We start from the raw sequence: 16,419 nt of genomic DNA, 5'->3' as shown, positions 1-16,419 counted from the left end.
AGGGTCGCCACGCCTCAAATGTGCATGCGTGCGGAGCGCGGTGGGGCGCATGAAGCATTCAGCGCAGTCGTTCGGACACCAGGTCCCACACCGTTTCGGCCAGTGCCTCCTTCGGGCCGTACGGTACGGGGATCTCGGTGCCGTCGGCGCCCAGCACCACGGCCTCGTTCTCCTCGGAGCCGAAGGTCTTGCGCTCCCCCACCTCGTTCACCACGAGGAGGTCGCAGCCCTTGCGCTCCAGCTTTCTGCGACCGTTGGCGAGGACGTCGTCGGTCTCGGCGGCGAAGCCGACGATCACCTGTCCCGGTCGGGCGCGGTCGGCCGAGATCTCGGCCAGGATGTCCGGATTCCGCACCAGCACGATGGGGTCCGGGTCCTGCCCGTCCTTCTTCTTGATCTTCCCGGCGGCGTACGTCTCCGGGCGGAAGTCGGCGACCGCCGCGGCCATCACGACCGCGTCGGCGTCCGCGGCCGCCTTCAGCACCGCCTCGCGCAGCTGTACGGCCGTTCCGACCGGGACGACGTCCACGCCGGCCGGGTCGGGCAGGCCGGTGGTGTTCGCCGCGACCAGGGTGACCCGGGCTCCGCGGGCGGCGGCCGTACGGGCGAGGGCGTAGCCCTGCTTGCCGGAGGAGCGGTTGCCGAGGAAGCGGACCGGGTCGAGGGGCTCGCGGGTGCCGCCGGCGCTGACGACGACATGGCGGCCCTTCAGGTCCGGCTCGGTGACGCCCCGGGCCAGGACGCGGCGGCAGACCTCGAAGATCTCGCCCGGGTCGGGCAGCCGGCCCTTGCCGGTGTCGACGCCGGTGAGCCGGCCGACGGCGGGCTCGATGACGACCGCGCCGCGGCGGCGCAGCGTCGCCACGTTCTCCTGGGTGGCCGGGTGCTCCCACATCTCCGTGTGCATGGCGGGGGCGAAGACGACCGGGCAGCGGGCGGTGAGCAGGGTGTTCGTCAGGAGGTCGTCGGCGAGGCCGTGGGCGGCCCTGGCGAGCGTGTCGGCCGTGGCCGGGGCGACGACCACCAGGTCGGCCTGCTGCCCGATGCGCACATGCGGTACCTCGTGGACGTCGTCCCAGACCTCCGTCGAGACGGGGTTGCCGGACAGGGCGGACCAGGTCGCGGCGCCGACGAAGTGCAGGGCGGAGGCGGTGGGCACGACACGGACGTCATGACCGGACTCCGTGAGTCTGCGCAGCAGCTCACAGGCCTTGTACGCGGCGATGCCGCCGCTGACCCCCAGAACGACCTTCGGCTTGTCCACCGTCTCTCCCCGGACTCGGCAACGTACGACTCCACACTGCATCATCACGGGGGACGACCCCGCACCCCCGAGCAGACCACAGGCCCGGCAGTCGCGCTGCCGGGCCTGTGGATAAGACTGCTGCGAGCAGAAAATACTACTGCGCCGGGCCCTCGACGGCCTCGGAGGTCAGCAGCCCCGCGTTGATCTCGCGCAGGGCGATCGAGAGCGGCTTCTCGTGGACGTGGGTGTCGACGAGCGGACCGACGTACTCGAGGAGGCCCTCGCCGAGCTGCGAGTAGTACGCGTTGATCTGGCGGGCCCGCTTGGCCGCGTAGATCACGAGGCTGTACTTCGAGTCGGTGGCCTCGAGGAGCTCGTCGATCGGCGGGTTGATGATGCCCTCGGGCGCGGAGATGGAAGAGGACACGCTCTACCTTCCGATGGATGGGAAAGAATCAGTCAGGGTGATCAGTCAGTCACGATCACACGACGTCCATCAAGGCTAGCAGCTCGCGCGCCACGTCCTCGACGGAGGTGTTGACCAGGGTCACGTCGAACTCCGGCTCGGCCGCCAGCTCGACCTTCGCGGCCCGAAGCCGGCGCTCGATCACCTCGGGCGGCTCGGTGCCCCGGCCGGTCAGTCTGCGCACCAGCTCCTCCCAGGAGGGCGGGGCCAGGAACACCAGCTGGGCCTCGGGCATGGACTCACGAACCTGCCGGGCGCCCTGGAGGTCGATCTCCAGCAGGACGGGCTCGCCCGCCTCCAGCCGCTCCAGTACGGCCGCACGCGGCGTGCCGTAGCGGTTGCCGGCGAACTCGGCCCACTCCAGCAGCTCGCCGTTGGCGATCAGCTTGTCCATCTCCTCGTCGGTGACGAAGAAGTAGTGGACTCCGTGCCGTTCGCCGGGGCGGGGCTTGCGGGTCGTCGCCGAGACCGAGAGCCAGACCTCGGGGTGTTCCTTGCGCAGATGGGCGACGACCGTGCTCTTGCCGACCCCGGAGGGTCCGGAGAGCACGGTCAGCCGCGGACGTTCACTCATGCAGCGATTATTCCAGCAATCCGGGAGTGCCCGGGACCAGTCCCGGTGTCCCGGATGAAGTCAGGAACCGGTGCTGCCGAACTCACGCTCGAGGGAGGCGATCTGGTTGGAACCGAGACCACGCACGCGGCGGCTCTCGGAGATGCCGAGTCGCTCCATGATCTGCTTGGCGCGGACCTTGCCCACGCCCGGCAGGGACTCGAGCAGGGCGGAGACCTTCATCTTGCCGATGACGTCGTTCTCCTGGCCCTGCTTGATGACCTCGTGAAGGGAGGCGCCGGAGTGCTTGAGTCGATTCTTGACCTCGGCCCGCTCCCGGCGAGCCGCGGCGGCCTTTTCGAGCGCGGCTGCGCGCTGTTCGGGGGTAAGGGGCGGAAGAGCCACGCCTACGTCACCTCGGATGTCGAACTGTCGGATACGGACCGGTGAGGAACCTAGTCGCCCCACACCTGGGGAGCCACGAGCAACACGCTTGCCCGCTCACTCACGTCGGAGACTAGCGGTCAAGTCCGCCAGAGTCAGCGAGAACAGCGGAAAAGTCCTGGTCAGCCTCTGTCAGGACAGGATATTTCAGACATACTGCCCTGGATTTGAGAATGTATCCAGCCTCAGACCGGCTCGGAGACGCTGGTCGAAGGGCTCAGGCCGCCGTCACGGCGGCCCGGATCTCCTCCGCGAAGCGGTCCGCGGCCGCCCGCAGCGCCCCGACGTCGGGTCCGTGCCGCAGCACACCCCGGCTGACGTTGGGCACGACGTTGCGCACCGCAGCCCCGAAGACCCGGGGAAGATCGGCCGGAGTGGCGCCCTGAGCCCCGATGCCCGGGGCGAGCAGCGGACCGTTGATGTCGAGGTCGTACGACGAGAGGTCGCCCAGGGTGGCGCCGACGACCGCGCCGAAGGAGCCCAGGGGCTCGTCCCCTGCGTTCTCGGCAGCCAGGTGCGCCAGCATCGTCGCGCCGACCGTGCGGCCGTCGGCGCGGACGGCGTGCTGGACCTCGCCGCCCTCGGGGTTGGAGGTCAGCGCCAGCACGAACAGCCCGGTACCGCTCTCGCGCGCCAGCTCGACGGCCGGCTCGAGAGACCCGTAGCCGAGGTACGGAGAGACGGTCAGCGCGTCCGAGAACAGCGGGGCGTCCTTGTGCAGGAAGGACTCGGCGTACGCGGCCATGGTGGAGCCGATGTCGCCGCGCTTGGCGTCCATGACGACCAGCGCACCGGCCGCCCGCGCCTCCTCGACCGCCTTCTCCAGGACGGCCACGCCGCGCGATCCGAAGCGCTCGAAGAACGCGCTCTGCGGCTTGAGGACGGCGACCCGGTCGGCCATGGCCTCGACGACCGTGCGGCTGAACCGCTCCAGGCCGGCGATGTCGTCGTTGAGGCCCCACTCGGTGAGCAGGGAGGCATGCGGGTCGATGCCGACGCACAGCGGGCCCCGCTCGTCCATGGCGCGGCGCAGCCGGGCTCCGAAGGGTTCGAGAAGAGTCATCCCGTCTTCCTTACGTCGGCGCCGACCGCGTCGGCGAGGGTGGCGTACGGGCTCGCACGGAGGCGGGTGGCGAGGCCCTTGTGGATGGCACGGGCCCAGAAGGGGCCCGCGTAGATGAAGGCGCTGTATCCCTGTACCAGCGTCGCGCCGGCCAGGATGCGCTGCCAGGCGTCCTCGGCGCTCTCGATGCCGCCCACGCCGACGAGCGTGATGCGGTCGCCCACGCGCGCGTAGAGACGGCGCAGGACCTCCAGGGAGCGGGCCTTCAGCGGGGCGCCGGAGAGGCCGCCGACCTCCTTGACCAGGGAGGGTTCGGATTTCAAACCGAGTTCGTCGCGCGCGATGGTGGTGTTCGTGGCGATGATCCCGTCGAGGCCGAGCTCGACGGCGAGGTCGGCGACGGCGTCGATGTCCTCGTCCGCCAGATCGGGCGCGATCTTCACCAGCAACGGAACGCGGCGGTCGGTCACGCGGCGGTCGGCGGCCTCGCGGACCGCGCTGAGCAGCGGGCGCAGGTGGTCCACGGCCTGGAGGTTGCGCAGCCCGGGCGTGTTCGGCGAGGAGACGTTCACGACCAGGTAGTCGGCGTACGGCGCGAGTCGCTCGGCGGACTTCACGTAGTCCCCGACGGCCTCGGCCTCCGGAACGACCTTGGTCTTGCCGATGTTGACGCCCACGACCGTCCTGAAGACCGGCGTACGCGAGGCGAGGCGGGCGGCGACGGTCAGGGAGCCGTCGTTGTTGAAGCCCATGCGGTTGATCAGGGCGCGGTCCGGCACCAGCCGGAACAGCCGCTTCCTGGGATTGCCGGGCTGCGACTCCCCTGTCACCGTGCCGATCTCGACATGGTCGAAGCCGAGCATGGCCATGCCGTCGATCGCGACGGCGTTCTTGTCGAACCCGGCCGCGAGCCCGAAGGGGCCGTGCATGCGCAGGCCGAGGGCTTCCGTGCGCAGCTCCTTGTAGCGGGGCGCCAGCACGGCCGCGACGAAGGTCCGCAGCACGGGGATGCGGACGGCGAGGCGGATCCACCGGAAGGCAAGGTGGTGGGCCTGCTCGGGATCCATCCGTCGGAAGACCAGACGGAAGAACAGCTTGTACATCACTCAGTGTCCTCACGAAGAGGGGGACACCGTTTCCGGTGTCCCCCTCGGGCTGCTAGTCGCGGGCCGCGGTCAGGAGTTCCGCGTGTTCCTGGAGCGAACGGACGCCCACATCACCGTGGTTGAGGGCGTCGATGCCCTGGACGGCGGCGGCGAGCGCCTGAACCGTCGTCAGGCACGGCACCGAACGCGCCACGGCTGCCGTACGGATGTCGTAGCCGTCGAGGCGGCCGCCGGTGCCGTACGGGGTGTTGACGATGAGGTCGACCTCGCCGTCGTGGATGAGCTGGACGATGGTCCGCTCGCCGTTCGGGCCGGTACCCTCGGACTGCTTGCGCACGATGGTGGCGTGGATGCCGTTGCGCTTGAGGACCTCGGCCGTGCCGGACGTGGCGAGCAACTCGAAGCCGTGCGCGACCAGTTCACGCGCCGGGAAGATCATCGACCGCTTGTCGCGGTTGGCGACCGAGATGAAGGCGCGGCCCTTGGTGGGCAGCGGGCCGTAGGCGCCGGCCTGCGACTTGGCGTACGCCGTGCCGAAGACGGAGTCGATGCCCATGACCTCGCCGGTGGACCTCATCTCGGGGCCGAGGACGGTGTCGACGCCGCGTCCGGAGGTGTCCCGGAAGCGGGTCCAGGGCATCACGGCCTCCTTGACCGAGATCGGCGCGTCCAGCGGCAGCTCGCCGCCGTCGCCCCGCGCGGGCAGCAGGCCCTCCGCGCGCAGCTCGGCGATGGTCGCGCCCAGCGAGATCCGGGCGGCGGCCTTGGCCAGCGGCACCGCGGTGGCCTTCGAGGTGAAGGGGACGGTGCGTGAGGCACGCGGGTTGGCCTCGAGGACGTAAAGGATGTCCCCGGCCATCGCGAACTGGATGTTGATCAGGCCGCGGACACCGACGCCCTTGGCGATCGCCTCGGTCGAGGCGCGCAGGCGCTTGATGTCGAAGCCGCCGAGGGTGATGGGGGGCAGGGCGCAGGCCGAGTCGCCGGAGTGGATGCCGGCCTCCTCGATGTGCTCCATGACACCGCCGAGGTACAGCTCCTCGCCGTCGTACAGCGCGTCGACGTCGATCTCGATCGCGTCGTCGAGGAACCGGTCGACCAGGACCGGCCGGGAGGGGCTGATCTCGGTGGACTCGGCGATGTACGCCGACAGCCGGGCCTCGTCGTACACGATCTCCATGCCGCGCCCGCCGAGGACGTACGAAGGCCGGACGAGGACGGGGTAGCCGATCTCGTCGGCGATGGCCTTGGCCTCGGCGAAGGTGGTGGCGGTGCCGTGCTTGGGCGCCGGGAGGCCGGCTTCCTTGAGGACCTGCCCGAAGGCGCCGCGGTCCTCGGCGGCGTGGATGGCCTCCGGCGGGGTGCCGACGACCGGCACGCCGTTGTCCTTCAGCGCCTGCGCCAGGCCCAGCGGGGTCTGGCCGCCCAGCTGGACCACGACACCGGCGACCGGGCCCGCCTGCTGCTCGGCGTGGACGATCTCCAGCACGTCCTCGAGGGTGAGCGGCTCGAAGTAGAGACGGTCGGAGGTGTCGTAGTCGGTGGAGACCGTCTCCGGGTTGCAGTTGACCATCACGGTCTCGTACCCGGCGCCGGACAGCGCGAAGGAGGCGTGGACGCAGGAGTAGTCGAACTCGATGCCCTGGCCGATCCGGTTGGGACCCGAGCCCAGGATGATGACTGCGGGCTTCTCGCGCGGCGCGACCTCGGTCTCCTCGTCGTACGAGGAGTAGAAGTACGGCGTGCGGGCCGCGAACTCGGCGGCGCAGGTGTCGACCGTCTTGTAGACGGGACGGATGCCGAGTGCGTGCCGCACCTCGCGCACGATGTCCTCGCGCAGGCCACGGATCTCGCCGATCTGCTGGTCGGAGAAGCCGTGCCGCTTGGCCTCGGCCAGCAGGTCGGGGGTCAGCTCCGGCGCCTCGGCCAGCTCGTCCGCGATCTCCTTGATCAGGAACAGCTGGTCGACGAACCACGGGTCGATCTTCGTCGCCGCGAAGACCTCTTCCGGCGTGGCACCGGCGCGGATGGCCTGCATGACCGTGTTGATCCGGCCGTCGGTGGGCCGGACCGCCGCGCGCAGCAGCTCGTCCTTGTCCCCGGGGTCGCCCACGAACGTGAACTGGCTGCCCTTCTTCTCGAGCGAGCGCAGCGCCTTCTGGAACGCCTCGGTGAAGTTCCGGCCGATGGCCATCGCCTCGCCGACCGACTTCATGGTGGTCGTCAGCGTGGAGTCGGCGCTGGGGAACTTCTCGAAGGCGAACCGCGGTGCCTTGACGACCACGTAGTCGAGGGTCGGCTCGAAGGAGGCCGGGGTCTCCTGCGTGATGTCGTTCGGGATCTCGTCGAGGGTGTACCCCACGGCAAGCTTCGCGGCGATCTTGGCGATCGGGAAACCGGTCGCCTTGGAGGCGAGCGCCGACGACCGCGACACGCGCGGGTTCATCTCGATGACGATGACACGGCCGTCGTCCGGGTTCACCGCGAACTGGATGTTGCAGCCGCCGGTGTCGACGCCGACCTCGCGGATGACGGCGATGCCGATGTCCCGCAGGATCTGGTACTCGCGGTCGGTGAGCGTCATCGCCGGCGCGACGGTGATCGAGTCGCCGGTGTGCACGCCCATCGGGTCGAAGTTCTCGATGGAGCAGACGACCACGACGTTGTCGTGCTTGTCGCGCATGAGCTCCAGCTCGTACTCCTTCCAGCCGAGGATGGACTCCTCCAGGAGCACCTCGGTGGTGGGCGAGAGCGTGAGGCCCTGACCGGCGATGCGGCGCAGTTCCTCCTCGTTGTGCGCGAAGCCGGAGCCGGCGCCGCCCATGGTGAAGGAGGGGCGGACGACGACCGGGTAGCCGCCGAGCTGCTCGACGCCCCCCAGTACGTCGTCCATCGAGTGGCAGATCACGGACCGGGCGCTCTCGCCGTGCCCGATCTTGCGGTGCACGGCGTCGACGACCAGCTTGAACTGATCGCGGTCCTCACCCTTGTGGATCGCCTCGACGTTGGCGCCGATCAGCTCGACGCCGTACTTCTCCAGGGTTCCGTTCTCGTGCAGCGAGATGGCGGTGTTCAGCGCCGTCTGACCGCCCAGCGTCGGCAGCAGGACGTCCGGCCGCTCCTTGGCGATGATCTTCTCGACGAACTCCGGGGTGATCGGCTCGACGTACGTCGCGTCGGCGATCTCCGGGTCGGTCATGATCGTCGCCGGGTTGGAGTTGACGAGGATGACCCTGAGGCCCTCGGACTTCAGGACACGGCACGCCTGGGTGCCGGAGTAGTCGAACTCGGCGGCCTGGCCGATGACGATCGGGCCGGAGCCGATGACCAGGACGGACTGGATATCGGTGCGCTTAGGCACGCTGGCCCTCCATCAGGGAAACGAAGCGGTCGAACAGATAGGCGGCGTCGTGCGGGCCGGCTGCCGCTTCGGGGTGGTACTGGACGCTGAAGGCCGGGCGGTCGAGGAGCTGGAGACCTTCCACCACGTTGTCGTTGAGACAGACGTGGGAGACCTCGGCGCGGCCGTAGGGGGTGTCGGAGACCTTGTCGAGCGGGGCGTCGACGGCGAAGCCGTGGTTGTGCGCGGTGACCTCGACCTTGCCGGTCGTCCGGTCCTGCACCGGCTGGTTGATGCCGCGGTGGCCGTACTTCAGCTTGTAGGTGCCGAAGCCGAGCGCGCGGCCCAGGATCTGGTTGCCGAAGCAGATGCCGAACAGCGGGGTGCCGCGCTCCAGGACCGCCTGCATCACGGAGACCGGGTGGTCGGCGGTGGCCGGGTCGCCCGGGCCGTTGGAGAAGAACACGCCGTCCGGGTTCACGGCGTACACGTCGTCGGCGGTCGCCGTGGCGGGCAGCACGTGCACCTCGATGCCGCGCTCGGCCATCCGGTGCGGGGTCATGCCCTTGATGCCGAGGTCGACGGCGGCGACGGTGAACTTCTTCTCACCGATGGCGGGGACGACGTACGGCTCGGTGGTGGCGACCTCGGCGGAGAGGTTCGCGCCCTTCATCTCGGGGGCCTGGCGCACTTCGGCGAGCATGGTGCCCTCGTCGGGCAGCGCGTTGCCGGAGAAGATGCCGACGCGCATGGCGCCGCGCTCACGCAGGTGCCGGGTCAACGCGCGCGTGTCGATGCCGGAGATGCCGACGACGCCCTGGTCGCGCAGCTCCTCGTCCAGGGACCGCCTGGAGCGCCAGTTGGACGGCACGCGCGCGGGGTCCCGTACGACATAACCGGAGACCCAGATCCGCTTCGACTCCGGGTCCTCGTCGTTGACGCCGGTGTTGCCGACGTGCGGGGCGGTCATCACGACGACCTGACGGTGGTACGACGGGTCGGTCAGCGTCTCCTGGTAGCCGGTCATGCCGGTGGAGAACACGGCCTCGCCGAAGGTCACCCCCACGGCCCCGTAGGCACGGCCGCGGAAGATCCGGCCGTCCTCCAGGACGAGTACGGCAGGAACCTTCGCGGTTCCCCTGGTGGAGGTCGTCATCGTTCGGCGCCTTCCGTGGTGGTTGCTTTGATCATGGAGTTAATGACGTCGGCCCACTCGTTGTGCTCGGCCGCGTGGTCGGAGCGGAAGCCGGAGTCGATCAGCCGGTCGCCGTGCGCCCAGGTCACCACGAGCAGACCGCCCTCGGTGAGGACCTTGCCGGCGATGCCCTTGTCGAGCCGCGCTTCGCGCAGGGCCTCCACGGGGACGAAGAAGTCGGTCGCCCCGGGGCGTACGACGTCCAGTCCCGCGTCCGTCAGCGTGAGCTCGACCCGGCTGCGGGTGCCCAGGCCGTGCGCCACGATGCGGTCCAACCACTGACCGGCGGTGGTGGAGCCGTGGTAGCGGCCGCTCAGGCTCAGTTTCGCCGGGCCGGGGTCGTCCGGCGCGGTGGGGAGCTCCGGCAGGTCGCCCTGAAGGGTGCCGCGCCACTTCCAGCCCTCGCGCATCAGCCAGTAGACGAGCGCGACGAACAGGGCGAGGCCCACCACCCAGCCAACACGGGCGGCCCAGTCGGTCACTTCCGCCGATTCCTTCTCGGCGGCCAGCAGGATTACAGGTGTCACGTGAGCTTCCCGTCGACGAGCGTGGCCTTGCCCCGGAGCCACGTGTGCGTGACACGGCCCGGCAGCTCACGCCCCTCATAGGGGGTGTTGCGGCTGCGCGAGGCGAAGCCCGCGGGGTCCACCAACCCACGGTATGCCGTGTCGACGAGAGTGAGGTTGGCGGGCTCACCTGCCGAGACGGGACGTCCGTGGCCCGTGGCCTGCCCGATCCGCGCCGGCGTGAAGGACATACGGTCCGCGACGCCGGCCCAGTTGAGCAGCCCGGTGTCGACCATCGTCTCCTGGACCACTGACAATGCGGTCTCCAGGCCGACCATCCCCATGGCGGCGGCGGCCCACTCGCAGTCCTTGTCCTCGTGCGGGTGCGGGGCGTGGTCGGTGGCGACGATGTCGATCGTGCCGTCGGCGAGCGCCTCGCGCAGCGCCAGCACGTCGCGCTCGGTGCGCAGCGGCGGGTTCACCTTGTAGACCGGGTTGTACGTCCGGACCAGCTCGTCGGTGAGGAGCAGGTGGTGCGGGGTGACCTCGGCGGTCACGTCGATGCCGCGGGACTTGGCCCAGCGGACGATCTCGACCGAACCCGCCGTCGACAGGTGGCAGATGTGGACGCGCGAGCCGACGTGGTCCGCGAGCAGCACGTCGCGGGCGATGATCGACTCCTCGGCGACGGCCGGCCATCCGCCCAGCCCCAGCTCCGCGGAGACCACGCCCTCGTTCATCTCGGCGCCCTCGGTCAGCCGCGGCTCCTGCGCGTGCTGGGCGACGACGCCGCCGAAGGCCTTCACGTACTCCAGCGCCCGCCGCATGATCACGGCGTCGTGGACGCACTTGCCGTCGTCGGAGAAGACCGTGACGCCGGCCGCCGACTCGTGCATCGCACCCAGCTCGGCGAGCTTCTTGCCCTCCAGGCCGACGGTGACGGCCCCGATCGGCTGGACGTCGCAGTAGCCGTGCTGCTGTCCGAGCCGCCAGACCTGCTCGACGACACCGGCCGTGTCGGCCACCGGGAAGGTGTTGGCCATGGCGAACACGGCGGTGTAACCGCCACTCGCAGCCGCGCGCGTACCCGTCAGCACGGTCTCGGAGTCCTCGCGGCCGGGCTCACGCAGATGGGTGTGCAGGTCGACGAGGCCGGGGAGCAGCACCTTGCCGTCGGCCTCGACGACCTCTGCGCCGTCGGCGCTCAGACCGGTACCCACCTCGGCGATGGTGTCGCCGTCGATCAGGACGTCCTGCGGCTCGCCGCCGAGCACCTTCGCACCACGGATCAGGATCTTGCTCATCTGTGTTACTTCTCCTCGGTACGGGTGTTGGTGACGGCGGGTTCGTTGCCGCCGAGCAGCAGGTACAGAACGGCCATCCGGATGGAGACTCCGTTGGCGACCTGCTCGATCGCGGTGCAGCGCCCGGAGTCGGCGACCTCGGCGGTGATCTCCATGCCGCGGACCATCGGTCCGGGGTGCATCACGATGGCGTGCTCGGGCATCCGCGCCATGCGGTCGCCGTCGAGGCCGTAGCGCCGCGAGTACTCCCGCTCGGTCGGGAAGTACGCGGCGTGCATCCGCTCGCGCTGCACGCGCAGCATCATCACCGCGTCGGACTTGGGCAGCGCGGCGTCGAGGTCGTAGGAGACCTCGCAGGGCCAGGAAGCGACGCCGACCGGCAACAGGGTCGGCGGGGCGACGAGGGTGACCTCGGCGCCGAGGGTGTGCAGCAGGTCGACGTTGGAGCGGGCGACCCGGCTGTGCAGGACGTCGCCGACGATGGTGACGCGTCGGCCGGCGAGGTCCTGACCGAGCCCGGCGTCCCGGCCGACGAGCCGGCGGCGCATGGTGAAGGCGTCGAGCAGGGCCTGGGTGGGGTGCTGGTGGGTGCCGTCGCCGGCATTGATGACGGCGGCGTCGATCCAGCCGGAGTTGGCCAGCCGGTACGGGGCTCCGGAGGCGCCGTGCCGGATGACGACGGCGTCGACGCCCATGGCCTCCAGGGTCTGGGCGGTGTCCTTGAGGGACTCGCCCTTGGACACGCTCGACCCCTTGGCGGAGAAGTTGATGACGTCCGCGGACAGCCGCTTCTCGGCGGCCTCGAAGGAGATCCGGGTGCGGGTGGAGTCCTCGAAGAAGAGGTTCACGACGGTGCGGCCGCGCAGGGTCGGCAGCTTCTTGATCGGCCGGTCGGCGACCCGGGACATCTCCTCGGCGGTGTCGAGGATCAGGACGGCGTCGTCGCGGGTGAGGTCGGCGGCCGAGATGAGATGGCGCTGCATCTTTCAGGCTCCGTAAGGCAGTTCATTCGGGAGATTTCGGGCGGGCAGGAGTGCACGCAGGCGTACGACGGTGGCGTACGCCTCCGTTTGCTAGTGCTGCGCGCCCTGGGCGGTCTGCTTCACACCGAGCAGCACGGTGTCGCGACCGTCCTCCTCGGCGAGCTGGACCTTGACCGTCTCCCGCAGCGACGTGGGGAGGTTCTTGCCGACGTAGTCGGCGCGGATGGGCAGTTCACGGTGACCGCGGTCGACCAGGACCGCGAGCTGCACGGCACGCGGGCGCCCGATGTCGTTCAGGGCGTCGAGGGCGGCGCGGATGGTGCGGCCGGAGAAGAGGACGTCGTCGACCAGGACGACGAGCCTGCCGTCGATGCCGTCACCGGGGATGTCGGTGCGGGCCAGCGCACGCGGCGGGTGCATGCGCAGGTCGTCGCGGTACATCGTGATGTCCAGCGAACCGCACGGGACCTTGCGCTCGGTGATCTGTTCGAGCTTGGCGGCGAGCCGCTGGGCGAGGAAGACGCCTCGGGTGGGAATGCCGAGGAGCACCACGTCGTCGGCGCCCTTGGCGCGCTCGACGATCTCGTGGGCGATGCGGGTCAACACCCGCGCGATGTCGGGCCCTTCGAGCACGGGCCGCGCATCGGACGCTTGCGTGTCCATACGAAACGGACCTCCTTCTCCGCCTCACGGGACGGACCTTAAAGGACGTCGGGATTGCGCCATCCACGGTAGCAGGCCGGGACGACCGCCCTGATCACCCCCCTGACGGCCGTGGATCACTCGCTCGGCGCAGTCGACCGCCGATACCACGGAAGAGTCGCTGCGGACCATTCGGCTTGACGCAGGAGAGTAACGCTGCGTAACCTCACAGTGAGTTACCAGCCGCGCGGCATGGAAACAAGCCGGCCGCGTCGACACAGTGTCCGGGGAGCTATATGTCCAGCGAATACGCCAAACAGCTCGGGGCCAAGCTCCGGGCCATCCGCACCCAGCAGGGCCTTTCCCTCCACGGTGTCGAGGAGAAGTCCCAGGGACGCTGGAAGGCGGTCGTGGTCGGGTCGTACGAGCGCGGCGACCGCGCCGTCACCGTGCAGCGCCTTGCCGAGCTGGCGGACTTCTACGGCGTACCCGTGCAGGAACTCCTTCCGGGCACCACCCCCGGCGGCGCCGCCGAGCCGCCGCCGAAGCTGGTCCTGGACCTGGAGCGGCTGGCCACGGTGCCGGCCGAGAAGGCGGGTCCCCTGCAGCGGTACGCGGCGACGATCCAGTCGCAGCGCGGCGACTACAACGGCAAGGTGCTCTCGATCCGCCAGGACGACCTGCGCACACTCGCCGTCATCTACGACCAGTCGCCCTCGGTCCTCACCGAGCAGCTGATCAGCTGGGGCGTACTGGATGCGGACGCGCGTCGTGCGGTGTCCCACGAGGAGGGCTGAGCACTCCGCGGGTTCAGCAGAAACGTGCCGCCGGGGTGGCCGGAACTTCATGGTTCCGGCCGGGGGGGGGGGGGGCCCCCCCGGGGGGGGGCGGCCCCCCCGGCGTTTACCCCCCACCGGGGCCGGGGGGGGGCCGTCAAATTCTGGGCCCCCCCCCCCCCGGCGGCGTTCTGAGCGCTTCGGGGGCCCTCTGAGCACCCGAGGACGCGGAAAACGCCTCAGGGCCGCAGCGTGCGAGCTGCGGCCCTGAGGCGTTCAGGTGACTCAGTCCTCGGCGTCCTCGGCGGTGCGACGCAGCGAGGGCTTGAGGTCCTTCAGCCGGCCGAGGAGACCGTTGACGAACGAGGGCGACTCGTCCGTCGAGAACTCCTTCGCCAGCTGCACCATCTCGTCCAGCACGACGGCGTCCGGGGTCTCGTCGACCCAGATCAGCTCGTACGCGCCCAGGCGCAGGATGTTGCGGTCCACGACCGGCATCCGGTCGAGCGTCCAGCCGACCGAGTACTGCGCGATCAGCTCGTCGATCCGCTTCGCGTGCTGCGCGTAGCCCTCGACCAGCTGCATCGTGTACTCGCTCACCGGCGGCTGCCGGGTGTCGGTCCGGGAGAGCCGGATCCAGTCCGCGAGGACCGTCAGGACGTCGGCGCCGCGCTGGTCGCCCTCGAAGAGGATCTGGAAGGCGCGCTTGCGGGCCGTGTTGCGGGCAGCCACGGTTAGCTGTTCACCCGGCCGAGGTAGTCGCTCGTGCGGGTGTCGACCTTGATCTTCTCACCGGTGGTGATGAAGAGCGGGACCTGGATCTGGTGGCCGGTCTCCAGCGTCGCGGGCTTGGTGCCGCCGGTGGAGCGGTCGCCCTGGACGCCCGGCTCGGTCTCGGCGATGGTCAGCTCGACGGCGGCCGGGAGCTCGACGAAGAGCACCTCGCCCTCGTGCTGGGCGACGGTGGCGGTGAAGCCCTCGACGAGGAAGTTGGCCGCCTCGGCAACGGTCTTGCGGTCGATGTGCAGCTGGTCGTAGGTCTCCATGTCCATGAAGACGAAGTAGTCGCCGTCCATGTAGGAGAACTGCATGTCACGCTTGTCGACGGTGGCCGTCTCGACCTTGACACCGGCGTTGAAGGTCTTGTCGACGACCTTGCCGGAGAGCACGTTCTTGAGCTTGGTGCGCACGAAGGCCGGGCCCTTGCCGGGCTTGACGTGCTGGAACTCGACGACGGACCAGAGCTGGCCGCCTTCGAGCTTGAGCACCATGCCGTTCTTGAGGTCGTTCGTGGAAGCCACGGTTGCGGAATCTCCTGGACTGACGTGGACGACCCCGGGGCAGGCGCCGCGGTGGTGTGCCGCTAGAGCGCGAGCAGCTCCTTGGTCGTGATGGTGAGTAGCTCGGGTCCGCCGTCCGCCTCGGGGCGTACGACGAGCGTGTCATCGATCCGGACGCCGCCCCGGCCCGGGAGGTGGACCCCCGGTTCGACGGTGACCGGCACGCAAGCGTCCAGTTTACCCATGGCCGAGGGAGCCAGCTGAGGGTCCTCGTCGATTTCGAGTCCGACGCCATGGCCGGTGAGGGGCGGGAGGCCTTCTGCGTACCCCGCGGAATCCAGCACCTGGCGTGCGGCGCGGTCGACGTCGCGGTAGGCGGAGCCGGGCGCCAGCATCTCCCGGCCGGCGCGCTGGGCTGCGAAGACCAGGTCGTACAGCTCGATCTGCCAGTCGGCGGGCGAGGTGCCGATGACGAAGGTACGGCCGATCTCGCAGCGGTAGCCGCGGTACGTCGCGCCCAGGCATACGGAGAGGAAATCGCCCTCCTCGACGCGGCGGTCGGTGGGGCGGTGGCCGCGACGGCCGGAGTTGGGGCCGGTGGCGACAGAGGTCGGGAAGGCGGGGCCGTCGGCGCCGTGGTCGACGAGGCGGCGCTCCAGTTCCAGGGCGAGGTGGCGTTCGGTGCGGCCCACGAGGATGGATTCCAGGAGCTCGCCGAGGGCCTGGTCGGCGATTTCGGCGCCGATGCGCAGGCAGGAGATCTCCTCCTCGTCCTTGACGACCCTGAGCTGCTCGACCGCGCCGCCGAGATCGGCGAGGCGCAGGCGGGGGGCGACCGAGCGGATGGCGCGGTGCCGGGCGACGGTGAGGTGGTGTTCCTCGACGGCGAGGGAGTCGGCGCCCTGGGATACGGCGAGGTCGGCGGCCGCGACGGCGGGGTCGCCGGCGGGGCCGGGGCCGGGCAGGGTGTGCACGGGCAGGGCCTCGTCGGGGCGGCCTTCCGTCGGTTTCTCGTCCGGGGGGCCGGTGCAGACCAACAGGTCTTCGCGCTTGCCGATCAGCAGGGCGGCACGCTGGGGTGCCGCTCCTGCGAGGTAGCGGACGTTGGCGGGACGGGAGATCAGCGCCGCTGCGCTGCCGGCCGCGTTGCAGCGCTCCCGTAGCCGGGTTCGGCGGGCCGCGTACACCTCTGACATGAGCCGAGCGTACGAGGGGTGGGCGGTGATCGCCGGTTGGGAGGGCCGAGTGGGGGTGTCTCCGACGATTGAGCGGCGGGCGCCTTGTGCCGGTGGGTGGGTCGGGGTCGCGGTGGTGCGGCGAGCCCGCCGCGGGTTGCGCCCCTCCGCCAGCTGCCACGGTGGACGTCCGTTGGTAACCGGCTAAGCGGCGGGCTGCGCCGCACCCCCACGACCCGCTCCCGTGCATCGGCGGCTGCGGGTGTGTGGTGGCGTGCGTGCTAGCCGCGCCCACCCGTGCCGCCTGGGGCGGCACGGGTGGGCGCGGGCGGCACCCCGC

The 16,419-nt window shown here is 70.2% G+C and carries 16 protein-coding genes; 1 reads left to right on the top strand and 15 read right to left on the bottom strand.

What is annotated here, in order from left to right:
* Positions 1-58 precede the first annotated feature (58 nt).
* The 12 genes from coaBC to pyrR form a co-directional block, all read right to left on the bottom strand.
* Entirely contained in the window at positions 59-1,264 is a 1,206-nt protein-coding gene (gene coaBC / locus ACFVJQ_RS07000) for a bifunctional phosphopantothenoylcysteine decarboxylase/phosphopantothenate--cysteine ligase CoaBC (RefSeq protein ID WP_385781524.1), read from the bottom strand.
* Positions 1,265-1,400: 136 nt separating this feature from the next.
* A complete protein-coding gene (gene rpoZ / locus ACFVJQ_RS06995; protein WP_003988945.1) occupies positions 1,401-1,673 on the bottom strand; it encodes a DNA-directed RNA polymerase subunit omega in 273 nt (90 codons plus the stop codon).
* A gap of 55 nt (positions 1,674-1,728) precedes the next feature.
* Positions 1,729-2,286, bottom strand: coding sequence for a guanylate kinase (gmk, locus tag ACFVJQ_RS06990; RefSeq protein WP_129796809.1), 558 nt, complete (start codon positions 2,284-2,286; stop codon positions 1,729-1,731).
* A gap of 60 nt (positions 2,287-2,346) precedes the next feature.
* Positions 2,347-2,670: an integration host factor gene (locus tag ACFVJQ_RS06985; protein WP_003977346.1), complete on the bottom strand. Its 324-nt coding sequence runs from the start codon at positions 2,668-2,670 to the stop codon at positions 2,347-2,349.
* A gap of 256 nt (positions 2,671-2,926) precedes the next feature.
* On the bottom strand, positions 2,927-3,772 hold the full coding sequence (gene pyrF, locus ACFVJQ_RS06980) for an orotidine-5'-phosphate decarboxylase (protein ID WP_385511373.1): 846 nt from the start codon (positions 3,770-3,772) through the stop codon (positions 2,927-2,929).
* Positions 3,769-4,875 carry a quinone-dependent dihydroorotate dehydrogenase gene (locus tag ACFVJQ_RS06975; RefSeq protein WP_385511375.1) on the bottom strand — a complete coding sequence of 369 codons (1,107 nt, stop codon included), beginning with the start codon at positions 4,873-4,875 and terminating at the stop codon, positions 3,769-3,771. The genes pyrF and ACFVJQ_RS06975 overlap by 4 nt, the downstream gene beginning before the upstream one ends.
* A gap of 55 nt (positions 4,876-4,930) precedes the next feature.
* On the bottom strand, positions 4,931-8,239 hold the full coding sequence (carB, locus tag ACFVJQ_RS06970; RefSeq protein WP_385781520.1) for a carbamoyl-phosphate synthase large subunit: 3,309 nt from the start codon (positions 8,237-8,239) through the stop codon (positions 4,931-4,933).
* A complete protein-coding gene (gene carA, locus ACFVJQ_RS06965) occupies positions 8,232-9,374 on the bottom strand; it encodes a glutamine-hydrolyzing carbamoyl-phosphate synthase small subunit (RefSeq protein ID WP_385781517.1) in 1,143 nt (380 codons plus the stop codon). Before carA ends, carB begins: the two co-directional genes overlap by 8 nt.
* Complete coding sequence (locus ACFVJQ_RS06960) at positions 9,371-9,940, bottom strand: hypothetical protein (RefSeq protein WP_385781514.1); 570 nt, start codon at positions 9,938-9,940, stop codon at positions 9,371-9,373. Before ACFVJQ_RS06960 ends, carA begins: the two co-directional genes overlap by 4 nt.
* Positions 9,937-11,223, bottom strand: a complete 1,287-nt coding sequence (locus ACFVJQ_RS06955) for a dihydroorotase (RefSeq protein ID WP_224733863.1) — start codon at positions 11,221-11,223, stop codon at positions 9,937-9,939. Before ACFVJQ_RS06955 ends, ACFVJQ_RS06960 begins: the two co-directional genes overlap by 4 nt.
* Before the next feature lie 5 nt (positions 11,224-11,228).
* On the bottom strand, positions 11,229-12,206 hold the full coding sequence (locus ACFVJQ_RS06950) for an aspartate carbamoyltransferase catalytic subunit (protein ID WP_129796816.1): 978 nt from the start codon (positions 12,204-12,206) through the stop codon (positions 11,229-11,231).
* A gap of 90 nt (positions 12,207-12,296) precedes the next feature.
* Positions 12,297-12,869 (bottom strand): bifunctional pyr operon transcriptional regulator/uracil phosphoribosyltransferase PyrR, encoded by a 573-nt coding sequence (gene pyrR, locus ACFVJQ_RS06945; protein WP_385511381.1) that lies wholly within the window; start codon positions 12,867-12,869, stop codon positions 12,297-12,299.
* Between the two features lie 275 nt (positions 12,870-13,144).
* Here pyrR and bldD point away from each other — a divergent pair, with 275 nt between their 5' ends.
* Complete coding sequence (gene bldD, locus ACFVJQ_RS06940) at positions 13,145-13,645, top strand: transcriptional regulator BldD (RefSeq protein ID WP_129796818.1); 501 nt, start codon at positions 13,145-13,147, stop codon at positions 13,643-13,645.
* Between the two features lie 264 nt (positions 13,646-13,909).
* Here bldD and nusB read toward each other — a convergent pair whose 3' ends face one another.
* The 3 genes from nusB to ACFVJQ_RS06925 all read right to left on the bottom strand — a co-directional run bounded on the left by nusB (position 13,910) and on the right by ACFVJQ_RS06925 (position 16,100).
* On the bottom strand, positions 13,910-14,356 hold the full coding sequence (nusB, locus tag ACFVJQ_RS06935) for a transcription antitermination factor NusB (RefSeq protein ID WP_224733866.1): 447 nt from the start codon (positions 14,354-14,356) through the stop codon (positions 13,910-13,912).
* 2 nt (positions 14,357-14,358) lie between these two features.
* Positions 14,359-14,925, bottom strand: coding sequence for an elongation factor P (efp, locus tag ACFVJQ_RS06930; RefSeq protein ID WP_385781509.1), 567 nt, complete (start codon positions 14,923-14,925; stop codon positions 14,359-14,361).
* Positions 14,926-14,987: 62 nt separating this feature from the next.
* Positions 14,988-16,100, bottom strand: coding sequence for an aminopeptidase P family protein (locus ACFVJQ_RS06925; protein WP_385511383.1), 1,113 nt, complete (start codon positions 16,098-16,100; stop codon positions 14,988-14,990).
* Positions 16,101-16,419 lie beyond the last annotated feature (319 nt).

The sequence above is a fragment of the Streptomyces sp. NPDC127197 genome, assembly GCF_042672405.1.
GTDB lineage: Bacteria > Actinomycetota > Actinomycetes > Streptomycetales > Streptomycetaceae > Streptomyces > Streptomyces flavusporus.
Note: the sequence above shows the minus strand (reverse complement) of the source record. Positions and strands in the feature narration are given on the sequence as shown.

What these genes read in the sequence shown, in the direction of transcription:
- gmk (WP_129796809.1), bottom strand. Translation starts at nt 2,286, where the DNA reads ATGAGTGAACGTCCGCGGCTGACCGTGCTCTCCGGACCCTCCGGGGTC.
- pyrF (WP_385511373.1), bottom strand. Translation starts at nt 3,772, where the DNA reads ATGACTCTTCTCGAACCCTTCGGAGCCCGGCTGCGCCGCGCCATGGAC.
- ACFVJQ_RS06975 (WP_385511375.1), bottom strand. Translation starts at nt 4,875, where the DNA reads ATGTACAAGCTGTTCTTCCGTCTGGTCTTCCGACGGATGGATCCCGAG.
- carA (WP_385781517.1), bottom strand. Translation starts at nt 9,374, where the DNA reads ATGACGACCTCCACCAGGGGAACCGCGAAGGTTCCTGCCGTACTCGTC.
- ACFVJQ_RS06955 (WP_224733863.1), bottom strand. Translation starts at nt 11,223, where the DNA reads ATGAGCAAGATCCTGATCCGTGGTGCGAAGGTGCTCGGCGGCGAGCCG.
- ACFVJQ_RS06950 (WP_129796816.1), bottom strand. Translation starts at nt 12,206, where the DNA reads ATGCAGCGCCATCTCATCTCGGCCGCCGACCTCACCCGCGACGACGCC.
- pyrR (WP_385511381.1), bottom strand. Translation starts at nt 12,869, where the DNA reads ATGGACACGCAAGCGTCCGATGCGCGGCCCGTGCTCGAAGGGCCCGAC.
- bldD (WP_129796818.1), top strand. Translation starts at nt 13,145, where the DNA reads ATGTCCAGCGAATACGCCAAACAGCTCGGGGCCAAGCTCCGGGCCATC.
- ACFVJQ_RS06925 (WP_385511383.1), bottom strand. Translation starts at nt 16,100, where the DNA reads ATGTCAGAGGTGTACGCGGCCCGCCGAACCCGGCTACGGGAGCGCTGC.